This is a genomic window from Thermococcus sp. GR5, assembly GCF_012027535.1.
In the GTDB taxonomy this organism is placed as follows: domain Archaea; phylum Methanobacteriota_B; class Thermococci; order Thermococcales; family Thermococcaceae; genus Thermococcus; species Thermococcus onnurineus.
In genome coordinates, this window is the sequence record NZ_SNUN01000004.1 from 139,012 (window position 1) to 156,510 (window position 17,499).

Here is a 17,499-nt window from a genome sequence, read left to right on the forward strand (position 1 = left end):
TGATAGGAATGACCGTGAACGGGGAAAAGAGGCTCACCAAGCTCAGCTTCAAATTCGGCAACATAGACTGGGAGATGGCAGTGGTCAAGCAGTATGAACTCCTGAAAAACGCGGGTGTGTGGAGAGCGTTCATTAACGGCTACGCCAAGAACGGCTTTGTAGTCTTCGACGAGGAGAAGCTGAGCAGGGAGAAACTCCTTGAAAAGCTCAAGGAGCTCGAGCCAGAAGTCGTCAGGGAGGAACACCTAACGGTTGCGGAGCTCCTGGAGTCCAGCCACTCCTGGGGCAATATACTCGGCAGGATGGAGTCCTGAGAGGATAAAAGAAATCAGCGGAGCTCTATTCTCACTTTTCCCTTCATGTCCTCTTTTTCAAGCTCAAAGGACACTATCCCGCTGAAGGAGCTTAAGTCCAAGACGTTCTTTCCGCGTCTCAGCTCGAAGGTCTCTGCGTAAGCCCCAGATGGGGGGAGCGAGAGGTCGTACTCGTAAACGGTGAGCTTGTTGTCAGAGCTGGCGTAGAAGACTGCCCTCGGCTCAGTGTAGCCATCAAGCGGAATTCCTCCAAAAGTTCCTGCGCCGAAGTTCCTTGCCATGCTCGGAAGGGCGAGGGGTATGGAGAAGCTCACCGCCGGGGGCCTGTCCTGGAGAATCTTCTCGTCGAGCACGACTATGTCCCTGTTCCCCGTGTCAAATGGGGTGGCCTCGGTTGCCCCGGTATTGGGCGCGGTGTTGGTACCAAGGAGTATTTTTCCATCCATCTTCTCGATGCTCGTTATCCGTGCCCCGAAGGCCCCAACGATTTTTACCATCGGCGGGGCTATGTAAACCAGGACGCTGGGGCCGGCCACCGTGTTGGTGGTGACCCAGTTGAACTCGTCAGATGGCAGATAAGCCGCGTCGTGATAGGCGTTGAAAGCAGTCAGTATTCCACCGCCCACGTTTATCGCGTTCACCCTGAAGGGCGCGTAGAAGGTGCAGAAGTCAAAGAGCCTGAAGAAGGTGAAGTCCTCTCCCATGAGCGGGTTGCCGGCAAAGAGACCCCCACGAACAAAGGCGAAGGCCCTGTTGTAAGCGGAAGCCATGGCTCCAAGCTCTGCCTTTATATAGGGCCTCCCGTCGACGCTGCTTCCAGGCCTGAAGGTATTCCATTTCCCGGTTATCAAATCAAGAGCCCTTAACTCCCTCAGCCCCTCCGTGAAGTTGTTGCCGATTCCAAAGAACGCCACATCATGGACGAGGGTTCCCTTCGGCGAAGGATCACCTATCAGTTCTTCCGCCCTGCCGGTTCTCCTATCCAGGGAGTAAACGCCGAGGTTGGCGTGACCGTCCTCCCTCGCGAGCAGAAGTCTATCGCCGTATGAGTCGTAGATGATATCGCTTATCTCCCCGGCCCAGTCGGTCTCATGGTGGATTGAATCCTTCCAGAGGAGTCGTATAGAGTCGTTTTCCGTATCGTAAACGTGGACGTGGGAGTATTTGTTGACGAAGCTTATGGTACGGTTCTTGTAAACGGCCGGAGCGTGAACCCAGCCGCCGAAGTAGATGAACTCATCGACTCCCGTTACGGCGTTGTAGGTATCCCCTCCGCTCGTGGGGCCTTCCCCGACTAGGGTAAAGTCGTAGGTTTTTTCCTCGCCGTCCCTCACGAAGTGAGCCTCGGCCTCGAAGGCCAAGGTGTAGTAGAGCACGCCGTTGTAATATTTAAGGCCAAATATTCCACCACTGCCCCATTCGGGGCCGTAACGCGGGGGAAAGCGGTAGTTCTTCAGCTCCATAATATCACCGGGATTGAATATAGCTTCCCTCTTATTGAACTTTCGGGAGACTTTTATACCCCCGCGCCGTAGGGGAAACCATGTATCGCGGGCTGGCGATAATCTTCGGCTTCTTCCTCATGGGCGAGTGGCTGAGCGAAACCCTCAGTCTTTCAATCCCTGGAAGCGTTCTCGGGATGCTCCTGCTGCTCGGCGCACTTCTCAGCGGGGTGATAAAGTTAGAATGGGTCGAGAACGAAGCGGAGATCTTCGTCAGGAACATGAGCGTTCTCTTCATTCCGCCGGGAGTCGGCATAGTGACATACCTTGGCCTGATAAAGAGCCAAGTGGTGCCAATATTCGGGGCGCTCCTCATCAGCTTCATTGTAACGCTCCTGGCAACGGCGAAAACGGTTGAGTTGATAAGGGGAAGAAAAGGGGGTGATGCCGGATGAACCCCTTCGGGATAACGCTCACCCTGGTTGTATTCTGCATCTTCTCGGAGCTTCACAACAGAAAGAGGGCATTCTATACGAACCCTGTTCTTCTGTCGATACTCACGATAGCGCTCATCCTCAAAGCTGGAAGGATTTCTTACGACTACTACATGGACAGCGCCAGGATACTCAGCTTCCTCCTTGGACCGGCTGTTGTCAGCCTTGCAATCCCTGTCTACAAAGGCCGGAGCACGATAAAGGCATACTCAAAGGAGACGACCATAGGAATCGTCGCTGGAGGGACGATAGCCATACTCAGTGCCTTCTACATGGCGAAGCTCCTCGGGGGAAGCGAGGAGGTTCTGCTCAGCATAGCGCCGAAGAGCGTCACGACTGCAATAGCCATCGGAATAAGCGAGAAGATAGGTGGCCTCCCAGCTTTAACGGCCGTTCTGGTGATCCTGACGGGGATCCTCGGCAATGCCCTTGGGGTCGAGCTGCTGAACCTCGTCCGCGTGAAGGACAGAATAGCGAGAGGATTAGCCATGGGCGTTACTTCCCATGGCCTCGGGACGGCTAGGATAATCCTCGACGACGAGCTGGCCGGGGCGGTGAGCGGATTGGCTATGGCCCTTAACGGCGTCTTCACGTCTCTATTGCTTCCCTATCTCATCGAACTCCTCAAGTAGGCACTCGCTTATCCTCAACCTGTCCCTGGCGTCCAGGAACAGCGTGAAGTCACGCTTGGCTATTCTGTCGCTTATTGGCGCGTGCTCGACGAGGAAGGCTATTATCTCCGCCGTGCTGTAAGGAACCTTGATCTGAAGCTCGTCCGCCTTCTTGAAGAGTTTGTCAGGGACTGTGAAGATGTCCTCCCCCTTCCTGACCTCAACACTTATCTTGGAGTTTATCTGCTCCCAGATGGTGATGGTGTTCCTAGCTTTCTCAATCTTTTCAAGGGCCCTTCTCTCAAGAATGCTTATGTTGGCCCTGCTCGTGCCTAAAAGCTCGGCTATCTCGCTCTGTTTCAAACCCCTAGCGCGCAGACGGAGGATCTTAATCTGCTGCTCCGTTAGGAAGCTTTTACTTCCCATTTTAAACACCAGAGTTTAACATGTATCAATGGGTTAAAACTTTTTCCGTACCAAAGGCAAGACTTCAACGTAATCTAGGAAGAGAGGGCAAGAATTCCAGCCAAGTTCTCCCCCAAGAAAAGCCGCGAGAATTTTGGTGGTCCCGCGGCCCGGATTTGAACCGGGGACCTGCGGATCTACAGTCCGCCGCCGCTCCCAGGCTAGGCTACCGCGGGACCCTACAGCCAGCCCGTTCCATAATGCCCTGGGTAGGTTTATAAATTTTTCTCCCAACTTAACTTCGGTGAGAGTATGAAGCTTTATGAACCCATAACGCTCGCAATGCCACTCGCGAAATGGATAGGGAACTTCATAATGGAGAGGGGCCACCTGCCAAGTGGCGAAGACGTTAGAGAAACAATGAAGAGTTTCGGCCTCGAGGAGATCTGTCTGGACAAAGGTCTAGCCGTTTTTAGGGGCCGCTTTTTAATTGCGCTGGTCTTCCCGAGGAACGAGAATCTCGTCATCGACGTAATATCGTCCAGCGGGGAGCTGAGCGACGCGCTTGAAGTGGTAGCCTACCACGACAAAAAGATAGAGGCATTCGTGGTGGAGATACTGCCGACCAACGATCTTGAATACGAGGGCAACATCGGTATCGAGCCGATAATCATAGACGAGGAGAGCCTAGAGCTCGAGAGCAGCCCGGTTCTGGGCTACTTTGAGGAGGACGAGGAAGGGATGTTCCTGGTGATAGACGATGAGACCTATGAGCGCTGGAATGAGGCGGACGATATTCACACCTGCCCGATATGCGGCGGCGAGCTGGCCTGGCGCAAGGAGAAGGCCTACTGTGCAGACTGCGGTTATGGGGTTAAGGTGGTGAGAAAATGAGCCGTATTGTTAAAGCCCAGCTTGTTAAGTACTCTCATCTCGCCCACGAGAGGGGACTTACGGCGGCCTTCGGCGGGAATCTGAGCATCAGACAGGGAAATCTGATCTTCATCAAAGCGACCGGGGCCATCATGGACGACATGGCGAGGGAACAGGTGGCAGTAATCGACATGAACGGAAAACAGCTGTCAGCTATTAGGCCCTCCTCCGAGTACAGGCTCCACCTGGCGATCTACCGCGAGAGACCGGACGTCAAGGCTATAGCCCACCTCCACCCACCGTATTCAATAATTGCAGCGACCATGCTCGAGATGGAACTCCCGATAATAACTCCAGAGGCGGAGCTGTACCTAAGAAGGATACCGATTGTACCCTTTAGGCCCGCCGGAACGAAGGAGCTGGCAGAGGCTGTCGCAGGGGTTATATGTCAGTCAGACGCCGTCCTGATGGAAAAGCATGGCATCGTCACCGTCGGGAAGAGCCTGAGGGAAGCATTCTACAAGGCCGAACTGGTTGAGGAGAGCGCAAAGCTGTGGTATCTGCTCAGAAAATGATTATCAAACACACGGAAGAAGAGAACCATCAAACGCAGGAAATGAGCGGGAAAAGTAAAAGCGCTCACTTAACCTGCTCAAGGGCTCCGAGGACCTCCCAGATGATGGTCCTCGTGTGCATAGGCATGTTCGGATCCTCGCTAATCTCCTCGAGGATGGCTATCGCGTCGGCGGCCCTGACGGCCGGCTCCTTGCTCTCGTCGAGGAGGACCTCTATGGCCTGCTCGGCGGCTCTCCTAATGTTCCTCGGAACGACAGTGTCCTGGACGACCTGCTCCTTGAGAACCTGCACAATCTGGTGAATCAGCTCGCTCATTCTATCACCCCCTTTTCTAAAGAATTGTTACTAAAATCTCCTCGGGTTATCTTAAGCTTTCCTAACTAAAAAACTTTTCGGTTAACGTCGAAACTAAAGAAGGAAAATCAGTACTCGACCCCCCTCCTCGCAAGGATGCCCCTCTGATAAGGGTGCTTTATCTCCCTCATCTCGGTGACGTAGTCGGCCAACTCGAAGAGCTCCTCCGGGCAGTAGCGGCCGGTGATGACGAGCTCGGTGTGGGGTGCTTTGCTCTTGATGAGCTCCTTGACTTCCTCGACGTCGAGCATGCCGAAGCCCAGAGCGACGCAGAGCTCATCGAGGATGACCAAGTCCCACTCTCCGCTCGAGACAACTTCCTTCGCGCGCTGAAGGGCTTTCTTGGCGGCCTCTATGTCGTCGGGCTCGGGTTTGCCGTGGACGAACTTCGGTAACCCAAAGGACTCTATGACCGCTCCGCACTCCGCTATCTTCTTCTGCTCTCCGTAAACGTTCCCGGCCTTCATGAACTGGAGTATTATCACCTTCCCACCGGAGCCGAGCATTCTCACCGCGAGGCCAAAGGCAGCCGTCGTCTTCCCCTTCCCGTTGCCGGTGTATATGTGAACTAAGCCAAGCTTGTCTTTCCAGGGCATGTGGATTCACCGGGTGGATATAATCGCCAAGGGTTTTTAGGAGTTTTCTTAATAGCATACCCGTAACTTCAATAAAACCTCCCCCAATGACCAAAAGTAAACGTTATATATCCCATGAGGTCACAGATTATGGGTCTCGAACCATGCAGGGGTATTCAGATTACACTGAAGCCGACACGAGAAGTAAGCTGATCGACCCGAAGCTCCACGAGAGCGGATGGGATGAAGATAAAATCAGAAGAGATTATATACTCTCTAAGGATAACAAAAATGAAAGTGGGAGTGTCAGTCTCTTTTCAGACCTCTTGTGATTATCATGTCTTCTTCAATTGCTTTGTATGCATCTATCAGGTCTTTTTCTGTAACTTTTGCCCCAATAGCCCTAGCGACTTCAAGATCAAACGCAAGCCTCAATGGGTGAGGTTCATATTTTACTACTGCAAATTCAAGGATACTCTGGTTTTTCCTCTCAGGAGCCCAGAATTGATGATATCTTTCCTCAAATTTTTTGCTGATCTGAGTTGTGAGTGCTGGAAAGCTGACGTTCTTGTATTTTTCATAAACTTCAACGAGTTTCTTGACTTGTTTTTCGTCTCTTGGATATAACCTCATGCTATATAGATCATAGAACCTTATGTCAATGAACCTACCAGTTGTTTCTTCCTTTGATACAAAGAAGTTTGCAAGGAAGAATATTGAATTTAGGATCACTGTAAGAGCCTTGGCAACTTCAGGGTTTTTCTCACGTATAACATTAAGTTGGTTAGACGGACTGATAGGGTAGTCCGAATAAAAAGCTATTAGCTTTTGATTTGGAGAGAATGGATTTATCCTGCGCGTAATGACTATGTTTGTCTGTATATTTTGTAGCTCATTTTTCACATTTGTCCAATAATTCCTTGGCAATTCTGTTTCAAAGCTAGCAAGACGGATTATCTCATCTATGTGTTCATAAGGCTCTTTCGCGACATAATCATGCTTCCCTGTTATGTCCATTGTATCTATACCCACAGCGGTACGTAAACTTGGCAGGAAATGTTCCTTCAATGCCCGATATTTCTTTATTTGCGCTCCTGCTACCGTCGAAAAAATTACCTCCTTGTCCGTCTCCCCATGTAAGATAAGGAATGCCTGTTGTATCCTTCCTTCATTAAATGGGCGTGTTATAAACATAAACTTTGAAACTCCCCTTGGAACTGGGCGGTAAGCTTCTCTAAAATACCTCCTGTTTGGGAATTCTTTCAGAACCCTATTACCCTCTGCGATGATGTTTTCGAGTGCATCTTTGCTTCCAAAAGAGGGTCCACTTATGAACGGCATAAGATTGTCAAAGTTTTCCTTTATGGTGGATAGTGATACTGAATTTATATCAACTAACGCGCTCCGCAGGTACTCGGTATTCTTTATGAATTCCGCTATTTTTTCCACATCTTCCTCTGTCAAGTCATTGAGGTCTTTTTTTATTACACAGAACTTTACCTTGTGGTTCTTTGGTTTCTTATCAACTTTTTTTGCAATTACGAGTACGTCCCTATATTCAGACCACTCAGAAAATCCATAGTTACGACTTGCTTTCACGATATATAACGGTAGCCATTTCTCAAAGACAATTTTTCTTGTTTTCTCGCTTTCACGACCACGTAATAGGTTTATTGGAATAACGCCCCCAAAAATTCCTCCATCATCAAGAAAAACATCAGCAAGAGCTATAAAGTGACCCCACAGCCCTACTTCTCCACCAACTACCTCTTTGAAGCGATCCATGTCAACATACTCTTTTATCCCTCTTTCAACTTTTGTGAATGGTGGATTCATGAGAACAGTATCCACTTTTGTAAGGGTTATGTTGTATGCCTCCCCATTGACAGCAAATGCCTTTGGATTCTCTTCAGACTTGAGATTCTTTACTTTGACATATTCCATGATACTACGATACCCTGGTTTGACCGTTGTGTCAGGAGAAAGTTTCAAGCTGTCTCCTAGTACTATTTGAACCCTACGAATTGTTGTCCCAGGATCCATGGCAGCGAGATTTGCACCAGTCAGGTGTACAGCAAAAGGCATTATATCCGCACCAAAAATTTGGTACTCACAGAACTTCCTGTGTGGGTTATCTCGCAAACCCCTTTCCTGCCATAGTTTGAGTTTCCGTTTATATGCTGCAGTAAGGATAGTACCAGAGCCACACGCCGGATCAAAAACGGTTGCATTTTCTTTTTCTATTGTCAAATGAGAAAGTAAGTCTGCGGCAATTGGTCTAGTATAAAATGCTGCAAGTAGCTTTCTTATTTTTTCTGGCATAAGCTCATGGAATAGGCGTCCAGGTAACTCATAGCGTATTCTTTCGACTTTCAATCCCCAGATAAGACGAAACGTATCTGCAACATATTCATCGGGGATAACATCAAGAACATTTATCTCAAAAATGGGCTTATAGTTTATCTCAAGTATCCTATCAAAGAGTATCTTGGCTTTTTCTTTTGTTATTTCACGTAAATCAATGCCCTCAATGATTGTTGGGTGCTCTGAGGAGTACAATCTCAAAAATAACACTTGACTCAAAAAGATATATGTTGCAAGAAATCTGAAAACCTCATCTGATTTCGTTTCTTTGTGAGATATCCCAAAGAATAACTCTTGTCTTGTAATAATCTTTGTCAACTCTGCCTCAGACATAGTAATATTATCCATGAGATCAACGACATGCTCTTTGAGCAATCGTATGACAGTCTTGAGAGAGAAAGTCGTTGGTATTTTTTGTTTGATGGCTCTTTCTATTTCGAACAAAGCACCATACAGTGTATCTCTGATTTCCATTTGTGGATTCACGACAAGAATATATGCTGGCACCTGCTCAATAAAATTGAGAAGCGCACTCTCATTAGGTGGAACTTTTCTTATTTCTTCGGGGAAGAAGATAATCATCCCATGTTTTATGCCGGTGTCTAAAGTATGTCTCTGGTATTGTTTAAAAGCATTCAATGCAAGACGGCCATTTTTTATAGGATCACCTATTTTCACGCTCACAATCCATTGCGTTCCAAGCCACTCAATTACGAAGTCTGGTTGAGATTTGTATAACACCTCTGAAACCACAAAGGCATTTCTTCTTTTAAAAATCTCAGCTATTGGTGGGTATAGAGATCTCTCCGTTATCTTTCCCCTTTTCTTCACCATCTGGTTCCACCAGAATATGAAACTATTTAGAGTATAAAACGCTTATGCTCGTTAGTATTTCAAAGTACAGATAAAATAAATAGTGAGCCAAACAAAGAGCGACACTATAGTTTAAGAGTGATCCCACGTGAAGAATGAAATTCAAAGAACGTACGAACCCGAATCAAACTCTGCGAGACTTTCATCCTTTGCGTCGAGCAAAGTTCGCCATTGCGAAGGCGAAGTTTTGGGGTGTGGGAGTGTTAGCCCCCCGGAGTTTTAGAATGGGGTTATGGGGCGAAGCCCCACTACCGGGGATTTGAGAGTACAGGAAGCTTTTTCCGAAAGCTTCACCAAAAGTTCGTGGCTCTCCTTAAATTTGGGTATGTTTGAGTGTGATTATTCTAGTTGGGGCGTTTTCGACTTGGAATCCCTCTCGCTTTGCAATTTAAAAAGAGTTCCTCCTTGTTGACGCCCTTCGGGCGTCGGTTTAAAAGTGAACTCCTCACGAAAGGGCGTGCTATAGCGGATTCCAACACTCTGGAGGTTAAATTTAACGGCAATCACACTTTAGAAGCGAGCTTCAAGAAAGAGCCACAAACTTTGATGAAACTTTGCGCAGGCAAAGTTCTGGGGGTGTGGGGGCGTTAGCCCCCCGGAGGATTAAGGAATAAGGAAGGTGGGGAAACGTAGTTTCCCAGGTTTTTAGAGAAAAAGCGGGGTTGTGGGGCGAGGCCCCACTACCGGGGGTTTGAGAGTACAGAGAGATAAGGGGGCGGAGCCCCCTTGTCTTTCGTTTCTGGGGCCGGGGCCGGGATTTGAACCCGGGCTAGGGGATCCACAGTCCCCTGTGCTAACCAGGCTACACCACCCCGGCCATGTCCAGCTAAACCTTTTGAGTTAGCTTTATAAAGTTTTCGTCAGAACGGGCTGAAAGAGGGAGCTGAGACCTTTTACATTCAATAACCGAACTCAGAGGAGAGATTGAAAACCGTCAAACCACACGGGGAGGTTTCGAGATGAAAGCCAAGAGAGAAGCGCTCGCGAGCCTCTTCACGGCCATAAATGAGGGTAAAGTCGACGAAGACATAATAGGCCTTCTCCTTCTCATCAACTCGATAAAGGGCATCTACACCACATCCTCCTGCTCGGGGAGGATTGGAATCATCGAGGAGCCGGCCCTGGGGGCAAAGCCCCTCTCCCGCTGGCTGATAAAGGTCCACAGACTCATAGAATTTGAAGAAGCAAAAGAAGCCCTGAAAAATGCCAAAGAGGGAATCATCTTCCTCAAGAGCCAGCCACCCATCTTCCACGTCGTTGCCGAAGACCTTGAGAAGGCAAAGAAGCTCCACGAGCTAGGCTTAGCTTCAGGCTTCAAGTACACCACCTTCAAGGTAATCTCCAAGCGCTATCTCGTTGAGATAAACGCCACCGAATACCTTACCGCTCCCCTTGGAAAGGATGGAAAGGTCCTGGTGGACGACGAATACCTCCGCTTCGCCATCGAGATCGGCAACGAGATGCTGAAGCGCTCGAAGGGCAGGCTCACCCGCCTTGAGGAGAACTTCAGAAAGCTGAAGAAGGAGCTTGGCGAAGACGAGCTGTTCTACGAGATAGCCTCCAAGTACATGATAGACTACTCTAACATCATTACACTCGGGATGCTGGATCGGAGGGTGGAAAGGCTGAGAAAGGGGATAGAATCTCTGGGAGGATAGCTTTTTATCTCATCTCGTTCCACTCCGGGTTTCCGTACCTCTCCCCTATCAGTTTCTCTGCAAGTTCGAGCTCGTAGTCCGTCAGCTGGCCTTCTTCCAGCTCAAATGCGGCAAAGAACTTGTCTTTCAGCAGCTCGTAGGTCTCCCAGCGGTTCAGCTTTATTCCTTCGCGCTCCAGCGTCGTAACCCTCTCCCAGATGCTCGAAACTCCTTTATCGGAAAGCTTTGCCTTCGAAATCCTCAGAACCTTCGCGAGTATATCCACCCTCGTCGCGTACATGAACGTGCCGTGCTGGAGGATTACCCCCTTTCTCCTCGTCTGGGCAGAGCCGCTTATCTTCTTGCCGTTGGCGACGATGTCGTTCAGGCCGGAGAAGCCGGCGTCAAGGCCTAGCTCCCTCAGGGCATCCACGAGCGGGCCTGCCAGGTAGCGGTAGCTCTCCTCGACGTTCCTCAGGGCGGGATGGTAGTCCTCACCGACGACCACAGAATAGGTTATCTCACCGAACTCGTCGTGGAAGACGCTTCCACCACCGGTTATGCGCCTTACAACAGGGATTCCGAGCTTCCCGGCAACATCGAGGTCAACGTCGTGCCTGACGCTCTGGAAGCGGCCTATAGTTACCGAGCTGGGACTGAAAGCGTAGAGCCTCACCGTGTCGGGGATCTTGCCCTCGATTCTAGCGCGCATTATTGCCTCGTCTATCGCCATCTGAACCTCGGGCCGAGCAACTATGAGCGGAATGAACCTCATGCTATCACCAAGGTTAAAAAATCAAGAGCGTTTTTAAGCCCAGCGATGATGACGCCCAAGCCCTCCTGACGGGTGATGAAAGCGGTCACCACTGAGCGGATAAGAAACTTTGCCTGCGAAAAGTTTCATCAAAGTTCGTGATTCCTTCGTTGGGAGCCTTTTTGGAATGGGTTTTCTTTTTTATGAACTTGCGTGATTTGTGGAACCTCTGCAAACGCTCATTTTTGATGGGGTTTGCTTTTTGGATAGGCGCCCTTCGGGCGCTGAGGAGAGAAAACCTTCTAACGGGCCCTTATGAGGTAGTTCCTCACAAAAGCCCCCAAGTCAAGTAAAAACCAACTTAGTTGGGTAAACTCACCAAGAATCACAAACCTTGGTCAAGGGTGAGGGGGAGGAGCCTCCAGTGGATTAAGAGAAAAAGGAAGGTGAGAAACCGTAGTTTCCCAGATTTTAGAGAAGAATGGGGTTGTGGGACGAAGCCCCACTAAAACAAACTTTGCTAGCGCAAAGTTTGATCAAAAAGTATGATCCGATTAACTGCCGGAATGCGTTTGTATGTCTTCGGTAGGAGTGTGGATTTATGCTGGTTTCATTATCAAGGAAACCACTGATATTAGTTTCCATTTCCTTTCGGTGTTCTTTGAGCACCGTATTCTCAGTGAAACATTCTACAAGCAGCAATTTGAGTTTGAAACCATCTAAGAAAAGGATAGTCAAAAAAAGACATACGAACTTTGATCAAACTTTGCACCAGCAAAGTTTGATGGTCAGGGGCCGATTAGCTCCTCATCGGTCTCTCGGCCACCTACCCTCACATCATCCCAAGCCGAGACGCTCCCTTATCTCGAGCGGGATGAGGCCTATCTTCGGGAAAACTAGCAGGGCCTTGTCCTCGACGGCATAAGCTGGAACGCAAGGGACCGGCCCGTAAGGCGTTGGATAATCGGGGTCGGGAGCCCAGTTGTTGTCGCCCCATGTGACGAAGCACTTCTCAGTTTTCCCTCCAAGGCTTACCTCCTTTATCTCCCTGACGCGGTGAATTATCGGGTATTCATAACCTGGGCGCTTATAGACGATCACGTCGCCAACGTGAACTTCATCTATGTTGTTCTCACTTATCCCCTTCAGGAGGACGACATCCCCCCTGTAAAAGACGGGTTCCATGGAGCCGCTCACCACTATGACCAGCGGCGAGTCCGTGTGAAGGGCCATCTTAAGCCCGAATTGGAGTGCAAAAACTGCTATGAACGCGATTAGGATCCACGCTATGTCCTTTTTCCACGACTCATCCATCTCAGCGCCTCCATCAGAGTGCTTATTCTAGCGGGTATGGCACCTATCGCGGTGCATGTTTCAAGGCTGACCCTTTTCCCTGTTATATCCATATGATAGCGCGCCATCTTAAATATTTCCTTTGGAAGGCCATGCCTTCCAAGGCCTATCAGGAGCAGAAAACTCTCGCCTTTCAAAGCCCTCTCTGAGAGCTCAAGTGGGGTTATCTCCTTTTCCTCGCTCGGCTTTCTAGTGGTCGCAACCGGCGTGCCGAACTGAGGGGGAAAGCCCTTCTTCGGGAACTCAAGGAGGTGGAAGCGGTTTCTCTGGGCGAGCTCGAGGAGATACTTCCCTCCCTCGCCTATGGTCGTGTGACTGGCTATTTCCTCGGCAACATCAACCGGTCTGCCCTCGAAGGGGAATCCTACCAGAGCCAGGTGAAAGCCGTAGGCATAAGCTATTGGCCCGGCTCTGGCTATGGCTCTCAGGTGGGCCTCGTGCAGCTTCCTTGGGTCGTAGGTGTTGTAGAGCGCAACCGTCAGCATGGTTCCTCGGAAAAAAGTGTCCAACAAAGGTTTATAAGGATTTATAGCAGACTAAACATTTAGTATGACCACGCTAGAGGAAATAAACCTGCTTGTTGAAAGGGGCTACTACGAGGAGGCCCTTGCAAAGGTTTACGAGATTGAAGATCCCATAGAGCAGGTGCAGGTTCTCACCAAGATAGTAGTGACCATATACCAGCACGATGGCCCGATGGAGTGGATTCCGAGCATCATGGAGGATGCCATGTACATCGCGAAGAAACTCAGAGACCCTGCTAACAAGGCCGTGGCGTATTCCATAATAGCATCCACCCTCGCGATAATGGAGTACGAAGAGGACGCGATGGACTTCTTCAACCGGGCGATAGATGAGGCGAACGAAATAGAGAGTCCCATAGAGAAGGGCATGGTTCTCTCGACCCTCGCCTATCACCTCGCCATTGCAGGCTATCCCGACAACGCCCTCGAGATCTTCAACATCGCCTTCGATACGATAATCGGGGCCGAAACCAGCTACACCCACAAGGTGGACGGCATACTGAGGATAGGGGATCTTCTTGAGAAGGCTGGAGATACCCTGCCCTCAAACGAGGCCATGGACTTTTATAAAATGGCATTTGACATATTTGACAAACTTCACGTCAATCAGCGTGCGGCGATTGTCGAGAAGAAGATAGAGCTTGCGAAAACGGTTTACGATGTTGGACTTCCACAGATACGTGCAGCCCTGCTCAAAGGGAAAAACCACTACGCACTGGCCATTATAAAGAAGAAGTACAGCGGCGTTATGAGGCTCATTGGAGAGCTCGAAGTTGCCCTGTGGATGAAAAGAGTGAACAACATGGAATACCTTGACGTTGTGGACAAGGCTTTCGAGTGCTGCGAGAGCCCGAGATTCACCGACGTCAACGTCCAGCACATAGCGAGGCTCCTAACCGAGCTTGGAAACCTGAGAAGGGCACTGAAATTCGCAAAAGAAATCCAGAATATCCACAAGAGAAGCGAGGCACTAAAGGCGATAGCCCTTGAGTTGGTCAGAAGGAAAAAGTTCGAAGAGGTAAAAAAGATCATTGAAAGCATCCCAGATCCAAAGATAAGGGAGGAGGCACTCAACGAGATTGGGACCATAGAAGAAAGCCAGTGAGGGGTCCGCATGATATTTGATGCCCATTCAGACCTGCCTGCTTTTGTCTATGACGAGAGGAAGAAGGGAAAAACTCTTGTCCTCGAGGAAAGTTTTAACCAATTCTTTGCCCCGGGCGTAGCCGCTCGAGTGATGGCCATCTGGACAAAACCGGACAGGAGAAGCTCGGCCCTAAGATACGGGCTGGAGGTTCTCAACGCCCTTCAGAAAGACGTCGCGGAGAGCGAGCGCTTCGAGCTTGTGAAAAGCGTCAAAGATATGAGAAAGGCCATCGAGGAAGGAAGGGTTGCCCTCTGGTTGGGCCTTGAGGGAGGAGAGCCGATAGAGGACAGTCTGGATTTGCTGGAGGTTTTCCACCACCTCGGCCTGAGGGTTCTAACGCTCACATGGAGCCTTCGCAATGCCATAGGCGATGGTGTCTTCGAGAGGACAAACGGTGGCCTGACCAACTTCGGCGTTGAAGTCGTCGGAAAGGCTGAGGAACTGGGAATCATCATAGATCTCAGCCACATAAACGAAGCCGGCTTCTGGGACGCCCTAGACGTTACCGCATTCCCCGTTATGGCCTCGCACTCCAATGCAAGAGCGCTATGCGATCACCCGAGGAACCTCACGGACGAGCAGATAAAGGCCATAGCAGAGCGGGATGGAGTTATCGGGGCGGTTGCCATTCCGAGCTTTGTAGACAGGGAAAAGCCAACGCTGGAGAAGTACGTTGATCACATCGCTTATATGGCCGAGCTGGCAGGATACAAGCACGTAGGACTCGGCTTCGACTTCGTGTATTACCTGTCCGGCTGGAGCGGGAGGAGCGTTGAGGGCTTTGAGGACGAGTCGAAGATTCCGGCGCTGCTCGAGAGGCTGAACGAGAACTTCAGCGCGAAAGAAGTTAGAGCGATAACTTTCAGGAACCTCGAGCGCCTTTTTGAAAGGGTTATCGGATGACGGAATCTTTTTATCCTCTTTTTCTCAGCAGTCCGCGGTGAGTCCATGGAGGAGGTCTACTTCTTAACCGCAGGAGACGCGAGAAGGCTGCTCTTCGCTAGAGGCGGAGCGAGGCTTAACCTGGATTTGAGAAAAACCGGGCGCTCATGGCTCATCACCATTGAGGGAGACGAGTTCATATTTCCAGACGGCACGCGCGTTGAGAGGAGCGTAATCGAAAGGATCGCGAGGGACGAGGGGAGCGTTTACTTCGTCAAAAACGGGGGCGTTTACAAGGCGGCAATAGCCGGAGAGCACTACTACAAGCTCGTGCCAACGGTTCCGCCCACGATAGAGATAAACGGCATCAGGATGCACCGGACGAAGGACGTAAACCCCCTCCAAGACACCCTCAACAAAGTGAATACCGTCAAACCCAAGGAGGGTGAAACTGTTCTAGATACCTGCATGGGGCTCGGATACACAGCGATAGAGGCCGCGAAACGCGGTGCTTACGTGATAACGGTAGAAAAGGATAAGAGCGTCATAGAACTGGCAAGAATAAACCCCTGGAGCAGGGAGCTCTTCCAGGGCGGGAAGATTCAGATCATCCACGGGGATGCCTTCGAGGTCGTAAAGAGGTTCAACGACGGGAGCTTCGATGTGATAATCCACGACCCTCCGCGCTTTTCTCTGGCGGGTCATCTCTACAGCGGAGAGTTTTATGAGGAGCTCTTTAGAATTCTCAAGCCCGGTGGGAGGCTTTTCCACTACGTTGGGAACCCTGGGAAGAAGTACCGGAGAAGAGACCTCCAGAAGGGCGTGATGGAGCGCTTAAGGAAGGTCGGCTTCGTCGGGGTAAAAAGGGTTGAGGAAGCGCTCGGTGTAGTGGCGAGGAAGCCAGAGAAAAGATAAAAATCTCAGATGCCTCCAACCTCTTCCATCTCCTCGAAGGCCTCCAAGTTGGTGTAGTAGTCCATTAGCTGGGATATCTCCTTCCTCAGCCTGAAGCTCTTGACTATCGCTATGGCAAATCCTATTATCGATGGCCATGCTAAGAGTAGCAGCAGCTTCCAGTCGGCTATTGGAATCGGCCTCGGGTCTGTGAAGCGGTTGAAGTTCCATATCATGAAGGCTATCATGAGCCAGGCTGTGGAGAAGTTGGTCAGACCACTTCCGCTCTCACCGAGCTTGAAGCCAGGGATGACGTCCTTGGTTATCGGCGGGAGCAGGTTGCTGCCCATGAAGCCAAGCTGATCCTCGAAGACGTGGAGCCACTGGCCTATCATCGCCGCGAGGGCAAGCTCGGTCGCGTGGGCGTAGCCGATGAGCTTGAAGAAGGCAAAGACGACGATACCGATTATTATGCCCATCGTGAGGGAGTGGCTGAAGCCGTGGTGCCATGGCAGGAAGCGATCCTTGACTACGGTCTTGCCCTTAAACTCCGCCTTTCTGAAGGCTATCTCCGGGCCCGAGAAGGAATCCACACGGGTAGGCTTGGGATATGTCTTGATGAAGGGGACACTGACCTTCGCTATCCCTACGCGCCTGTAATCTGGAACTTCACCGCCGATGGCAACACCGCCGGGAGTTACAATCGGGCCCATCTCAACGCGGACTTCCCTCTTCGGCGGGTCGAGGTGTATGAAGAACCGCCTGTAGACATCTCCAGGCAGGCGAATGTTGTGTATCTTGACTATAGTTTCACCTTTCTCGTAGGCTTCCTCTATGGCCTTGGCTATGGTCTCGGCTATGCCCTGTGGATGGGGAGCGTCGGAGACAACAAGCTTTATTCCGTCATCATCAACGTCGACATAGCCAAAGACCAGCATCTCCTTCCCAAAGGCTATCTCACCGAACTCCTCTTCAAAGAACTCGTAGTCTTCCCCGAAGGCCTCTACCGTTATGGTGCCGGTCTCATCTGTAAGCTTGAAGATTATGCTCTTGTATGGCTTCTCGACTGTTTTGACGTTTCCGTTCTCATCAACCATCTTAAAGACCAGCGTATCCTCGCCCCTCTCGACTATTTCGCTGACCTTGCCCTGAACTGCAAAGAACTGGTAGCGGTTTTTCTCATTCAGTTCAGCAACCTTAACGAGTTTTGGTGCGTAGTGCTTCTTGTCGTCCCATGGAGCCGGATCTATTTCGTAGTCCCTCCTGCTGAAGAACTTGCCGAATTTAAAGTCGACGAAGTCGGGGAAATATGCCGCAGCTGCAGCTATGACTGGAATGAGGATGCCCATCCGCAAGTCCGCGACCAGAGCAGGGAAGAAGGTCGCCGCCGCCAGACCGGATATGTAGTGAGTGAAGCCCCTCATTTT

The 17,499-nt window shown here is 50.3% G+C and carries 18 protein-coding genes and 2 tRNA genes; 9 read left to right on the forward strand and 11 right to left on the reverse strand.

Going from position 1 to position 17,499, the window contains the following annotated elements; translation table 11 throughout:
- Window positions 1–8: 8 nt before the first annotated feature.
- Window positions 9–314 carry a DUF3213 domain-containing protein gene (locus E3E33_RS05525; RefSeq protein WP_012572483.1) on the forward strand — a complete coding sequence of 102 codons (306 nt, stop codon included), beginning with the start codon at window positions 9–11 and terminating at the stop codon, window positions 312–314.
- Window positions 315–328: 14 nt separating this feature from the next.
- Here the strand turns inward: E3E33_RS05525 and E3E33_RS05530 are convergent, their stop codons facing one another.
- Window positions 329–1,777, reverse strand: coding sequence for a DUF2139 domain-containing protein (locus E3E33_RS05530; RefSeq protein ID WP_167710922.1), 1,449 nt, complete (start codon window positions 1,775–1,777; stop codon window positions 329–331).
- Window positions 1,778–1,857: 80 nt separating this feature from the next.
- Between E3E33_RS05530 and E3E33_RS05535 the strand changes: the two genes are divergently transcribed.
- Window positions 1,858–2,211, forward strand: coding sequence for a CidA/LrgA family protein (locus E3E33_RS05535; RefSeq protein ID WP_012572485.1), 354 nt, complete (start codon window positions 1,858–1,860; stop codon window positions 2,209–2,211).
- Window positions 2,208–2,882 carry a CidB/LrgB family autolysis modulator gene (locus E3E33_RS05540; protein ID WP_167710923.1) on the forward strand — a complete coding sequence of 225 codons (675 nt, stop codon included), beginning with the start codon at window positions 2,208–2,210 and terminating at the stop codon, window positions 2,880–2,882. The genes E3E33_RS05535 and E3E33_RS05540 overlap by 4 nt, the downstream gene beginning before the upstream one ends.
- On the opposite strand, the gene E3E33_RS05545 is transcribed toward E3E33_RS05540, so the two are convergent.
- On the reverse strand, window positions 2,847–3,287 hold the full coding sequence (locus E3E33_RS05545; RefSeq protein WP_012572487.1) for a Tfx family DNA-binding protein: 441 nt from the start codon (window positions 3,285–3,287) through the stop codon (window positions 2,847–2,849). The genes E3E33_RS05540 and E3E33_RS05545 overlap by 36 nt on opposite strands.
- A gap of 137 nt (window positions 3,288–3,424) precedes the next feature.
- Window positions 3,425–3,502 (reverse strand) — tRNA-Tyr (locus tag E3E33_RS05550).
- 76 nt (window positions 3,503–3,578) lie between these two features.
- Here E3E33_RS05550 and E3E33_RS05555 point away from each other — a divergent pair.
- Together E3E33_RS05555 and E3E33_RS05560 are read left to right on the forward strand one after the other, a co-directional pair.
- A complete protein-coding gene (locus tag E3E33_RS05555; RefSeq protein ID WP_167710924.1) occupies window positions 3,579–4,160 on the forward strand; it encodes a hypothetical protein in 582 nt (193 codons plus the stop codon).
- Window positions 4,157–4,714, forward strand: coding sequence for an aldolase (locus E3E33_RS05560; protein WP_012572489.1), 558 nt, complete (start codon window positions 4,157–4,159; stop codon window positions 4,712–4,714). The genes E3E33_RS05555 and E3E33_RS05560 overlap by 4 nt, the downstream gene beginning before the upstream one ends.
- A 64-nt stretch (window positions 4,715–4,778) precedes the next feature.
- On the opposite strand, the gene E3E33_RS05565 is transcribed toward E3E33_RS05560, so the two are convergent.
- The 4 genes from E3E33_RS05565 to E3E33_RS05580 all read right to left on the reverse strand — a co-directional run bounded on the left by E3E33_RS05565 (window position 4,779) and on the right by E3E33_RS05580 (window position 9,698).
- On the reverse strand, window positions 4,779–5,030 hold the full coding sequence (locus tag E3E33_RS05565; RefSeq protein WP_012572490.1) for a UPF0147 family protein: 252 nt from the start codon (window positions 5,028–5,030) through the stop codon (window positions 4,779–4,781).
- A 107-nt stretch (window positions 5,031–5,137) separates the two neighbouring features.
- On the reverse strand, window positions 5,138–5,665 hold the full coding sequence (cobO, locus tag E3E33_RS05570; protein ID WP_012572491.1) for a cob(I)yrinic acid a,c-diamide adenosyltransferase: 528 nt from the start codon (window positions 5,663–5,665) through the stop codon (window positions 5,138–5,140).
- Between the two features lie 285 nt (window positions 5,666–5,950).
- Window positions 5,951–8,842, reverse strand: coding sequence for an N-6 DNA methylase (locus E3E33_RS05575; protein ID WP_167710925.1), 2,892 nt, complete (start codon window positions 8,840–8,842; stop codon window positions 5,951–5,953).
- 779 nt (window positions 8,843–9,621) lie between these two features.
- A tRNA-His gene (locus tag E3E33_RS05580) sits at window positions 9,622–9,698 on the reverse strand.
- Between the two features lie 142 nt (window positions 9,699–9,840).
- Between E3E33_RS05580 and E3E33_RS05585 the strand changes: the two genes are divergently transcribed.
- Complete coding sequence (locus tag E3E33_RS05585) at window positions 9,841–10,539, forward strand: hypothetical protein (RefSeq protein WP_240910606.1); 699 nt, start codon at window positions 9,841–9,843, stop codon at window positions 10,537–10,539.
- A 4-nt stretch (window positions 10,540–10,543) separates the two neighbouring features.
- Here E3E33_RS05585 and E3E33_RS05590 read toward each other — a convergent pair whose 3' ends face one another.
- From E3E33_RS05590 to E3E33_RS05600, 3 genes are all read right to left on the reverse strand, one after another.
- The gene (locus E3E33_RS05590) at window positions 10,544–11,293 is read right to left on the reverse strand and encodes a biotin/lipoate A/B protein ligase family protein (protein ID WP_167710926.1); all 750 of its coding nucleotides are present in this window, start codon (window positions 11,291–11,293) and stop codon (window positions 10,544–10,546) included.
- A gap of 816 nt (window positions 11,294–12,109) precedes the next feature.
- Entirely contained in the window at window positions 12,110–12,586 is a 477-nt protein-coding gene (locus tag E3E33_RS05595; protein WP_167710927.1) for a signal peptidase I, read from the reverse strand.
- A complete protein-coding gene (locus E3E33_RS05600) occupies window positions 12,559–13,110 on the reverse strand; it encodes a DUF531 domain-containing protein (RefSeq protein ID WP_012572496.1) in 552 nt (183 codons plus the stop codon). The genes E3E33_RS05595 and E3E33_RS05600 overlap by 28 nt, the downstream gene beginning before the upstream one ends.
- A 64-nt stretch (window positions 13,111–13,174) precedes the next feature.
- On the opposite strand from E3E33_RS05600, the gene E3E33_RS05605 reads away from it, so the two are divergent.
- From E3E33_RS05605 to E3E33_RS05615, 3 genes are read left to right on the forward strand one after another with little or no spacing between them, the layout of a single operon-like run.
- Window positions 13,175–14,254 carry a hypothetical protein gene (locus E3E33_RS05605; RefSeq protein ID WP_012572497.1) on the forward strand — a complete coding sequence of 360 codons (1,080 nt, stop codon included), beginning with the start codon at window positions 13,175–13,177 and terminating at the stop codon, window positions 14,252–14,254.
- A 9-nt stretch (window positions 14,255–14,263) separates the two neighbouring features.
- Window positions 14,264–15,199: a dipeptidase gene (locus E3E33_RS05610; protein WP_167710928.1), complete on the forward strand. Its 936-nt coding sequence runs from the start codon at window positions 14,264–14,266 to the stop codon at window positions 15,197–15,199.
- Window positions 15,200–15,244: 45 nt separating this feature from the next.
- Window positions 15,245–16,093 (forward strand): methyltransferase domain-containing protein, encoded by an 849-nt coding sequence (locus tag E3E33_RS05615; protein ID WP_167710929.1) that lies wholly within the window; start codon window positions 15,245–15,247, stop codon window positions 16,091–16,093.
- Window positions 16,094–16,098: 5 nt separating this feature from the next.
- Here the strand turns inward: E3E33_RS05615 and E3E33_RS05620 are convergent, their stop codons facing one another.
- Window positions 16,099–17,496 carry a metal-dependent hydrolase gene (locus E3E33_RS05620; RefSeq protein ID WP_012572502.1) on the reverse strand — a complete coding sequence of 466 codons (1,398 nt, stop codon included), beginning with the start codon at window positions 17,494–17,496 and terminating at the stop codon, window positions 16,099–16,101.
- Window positions 17,497–17,499 lie beyond the last annotated feature (3 nt).

Bases quoted from the DNA above. Each gene is read 5' to 3' on its own strand.
- E3E33_RS05525 (WP_012572483.1), top strand. From the start codon at position 9: ATGACCGTGAACGGGGAAAAGAGGCTCACCAAGCTCAGCTTCAAATTC.
- E3E33_RS05530 (WP_167710922.1), bottom strand. From the start codon at position 1,777: ATGGAGCTGAAGAACTACCGCTTTCCCCCGCGTTACGGCCCCGAATGG.
- E3E33_RS05535 (WP_012572485.1), top strand. From the start codon at position 1,858: ATGTATCGCGGGCTGGCGATAATCTTCGGCTTCTTCCTCATGGGCGAG.
- E3E33_RS05540 (WP_167710923.1), top strand. From the start codon at position 2,208: ATGAACCCCTTCGGGATAACGCTCACCCTGGTTGTATTCTGCATCTTC.
- E3E33_RS05545 (WP_012572487.1), bottom strand. From the start codon at position 3,287: ATGGGAAGTAAAAGCTTCCTAACGGAGCAGCAGATTAAGATCCTCCGT.
- E3E33_RS05555 (WP_167710924.1), top strand. From the start codon at position 3,579: ATGAAGCTTTATGAACCCATAACGCTCGCAATGCCACTCGCGAAATGG.
- E3E33_RS05560 (WP_012572489.1), top strand. From the start codon at position 4,157: ATGAGCCGTATTGTTAAAGCCCAGCTTGTTAAGTACTCTCATCTCGCC.
- E3E33_RS05565 (WP_012572490.1), bottom strand. From the start codon at position 5,030: ATGAGCGAGCTGATTCACCAGATTGTGCAGGTTCTCAAGGAGCAGGTC.
- cobO (WP_012572491.1), bottom strand. From the start codon at position 5,665: ATGCCCTGGAAAGACAAGCTTGGCTTAGTTCACATATACACCGGCAAC.
- E3E33_RS05575 (WP_167710925.1), bottom strand. From the start codon at position 8,842: ATGGTGAAGAAAAGGGGAAAGATAACGGAGAGATCTCTATACCCACCA.
- E3E33_RS05585 (WP_240910606.1), top strand. From the start codon at position 9,841: ATGAAAGCCAAGAGAGAAGCGCTCGCGAGCCTCTTCACGGCCATAAAT.
- E3E33_RS05590 (WP_167710926.1), bottom strand. From the start codon at position 11,293: ATGAGGTTCATTCCGCTCATAGTTGCTCGGCCCGAGGTTCAGATGGCG.
- E3E33_RS05595 (WP_167710927.1), bottom strand. From the start codon at position 12,586: ATGGATGAGTCGTGGAAAAAGGACATAGCGTGGATCCTAATCGCGTTC.
- E3E33_RS05600 (WP_012572496.1), bottom strand. From the start codon at position 13,110: ATGCTGACGGTTGCGCTCTACAACACCTACGACCCAAGGAAGCTGCAC.
- E3E33_RS05605 (WP_012572497.1), top strand. From the start codon at position 13,175: ATGACCACGCTAGAGGAAATAAACCTGCTTGTTGAAAGGGGCTACTAC.
- E3E33_RS05610 (WP_167710928.1), top strand. From the start codon at position 14,264: ATGATATTTGATGCCCATTCAGACCTGCCTGCTTTTGTCTATGACGAG.
- E3E33_RS05615 (WP_167710929.1), top strand. From the start codon at position 15,245: ATGGAGGAGGTCTACTTCTTAACCGCAGGAGACGCGAGAAGGCTGCTC.
- E3E33_RS05620 (WP_012572502.1), bottom strand. From the start codon at position 17,496: ATGAGGGGCTTCACTCACTACATATCCGGTCTGGCGGCGGCGACCTTC.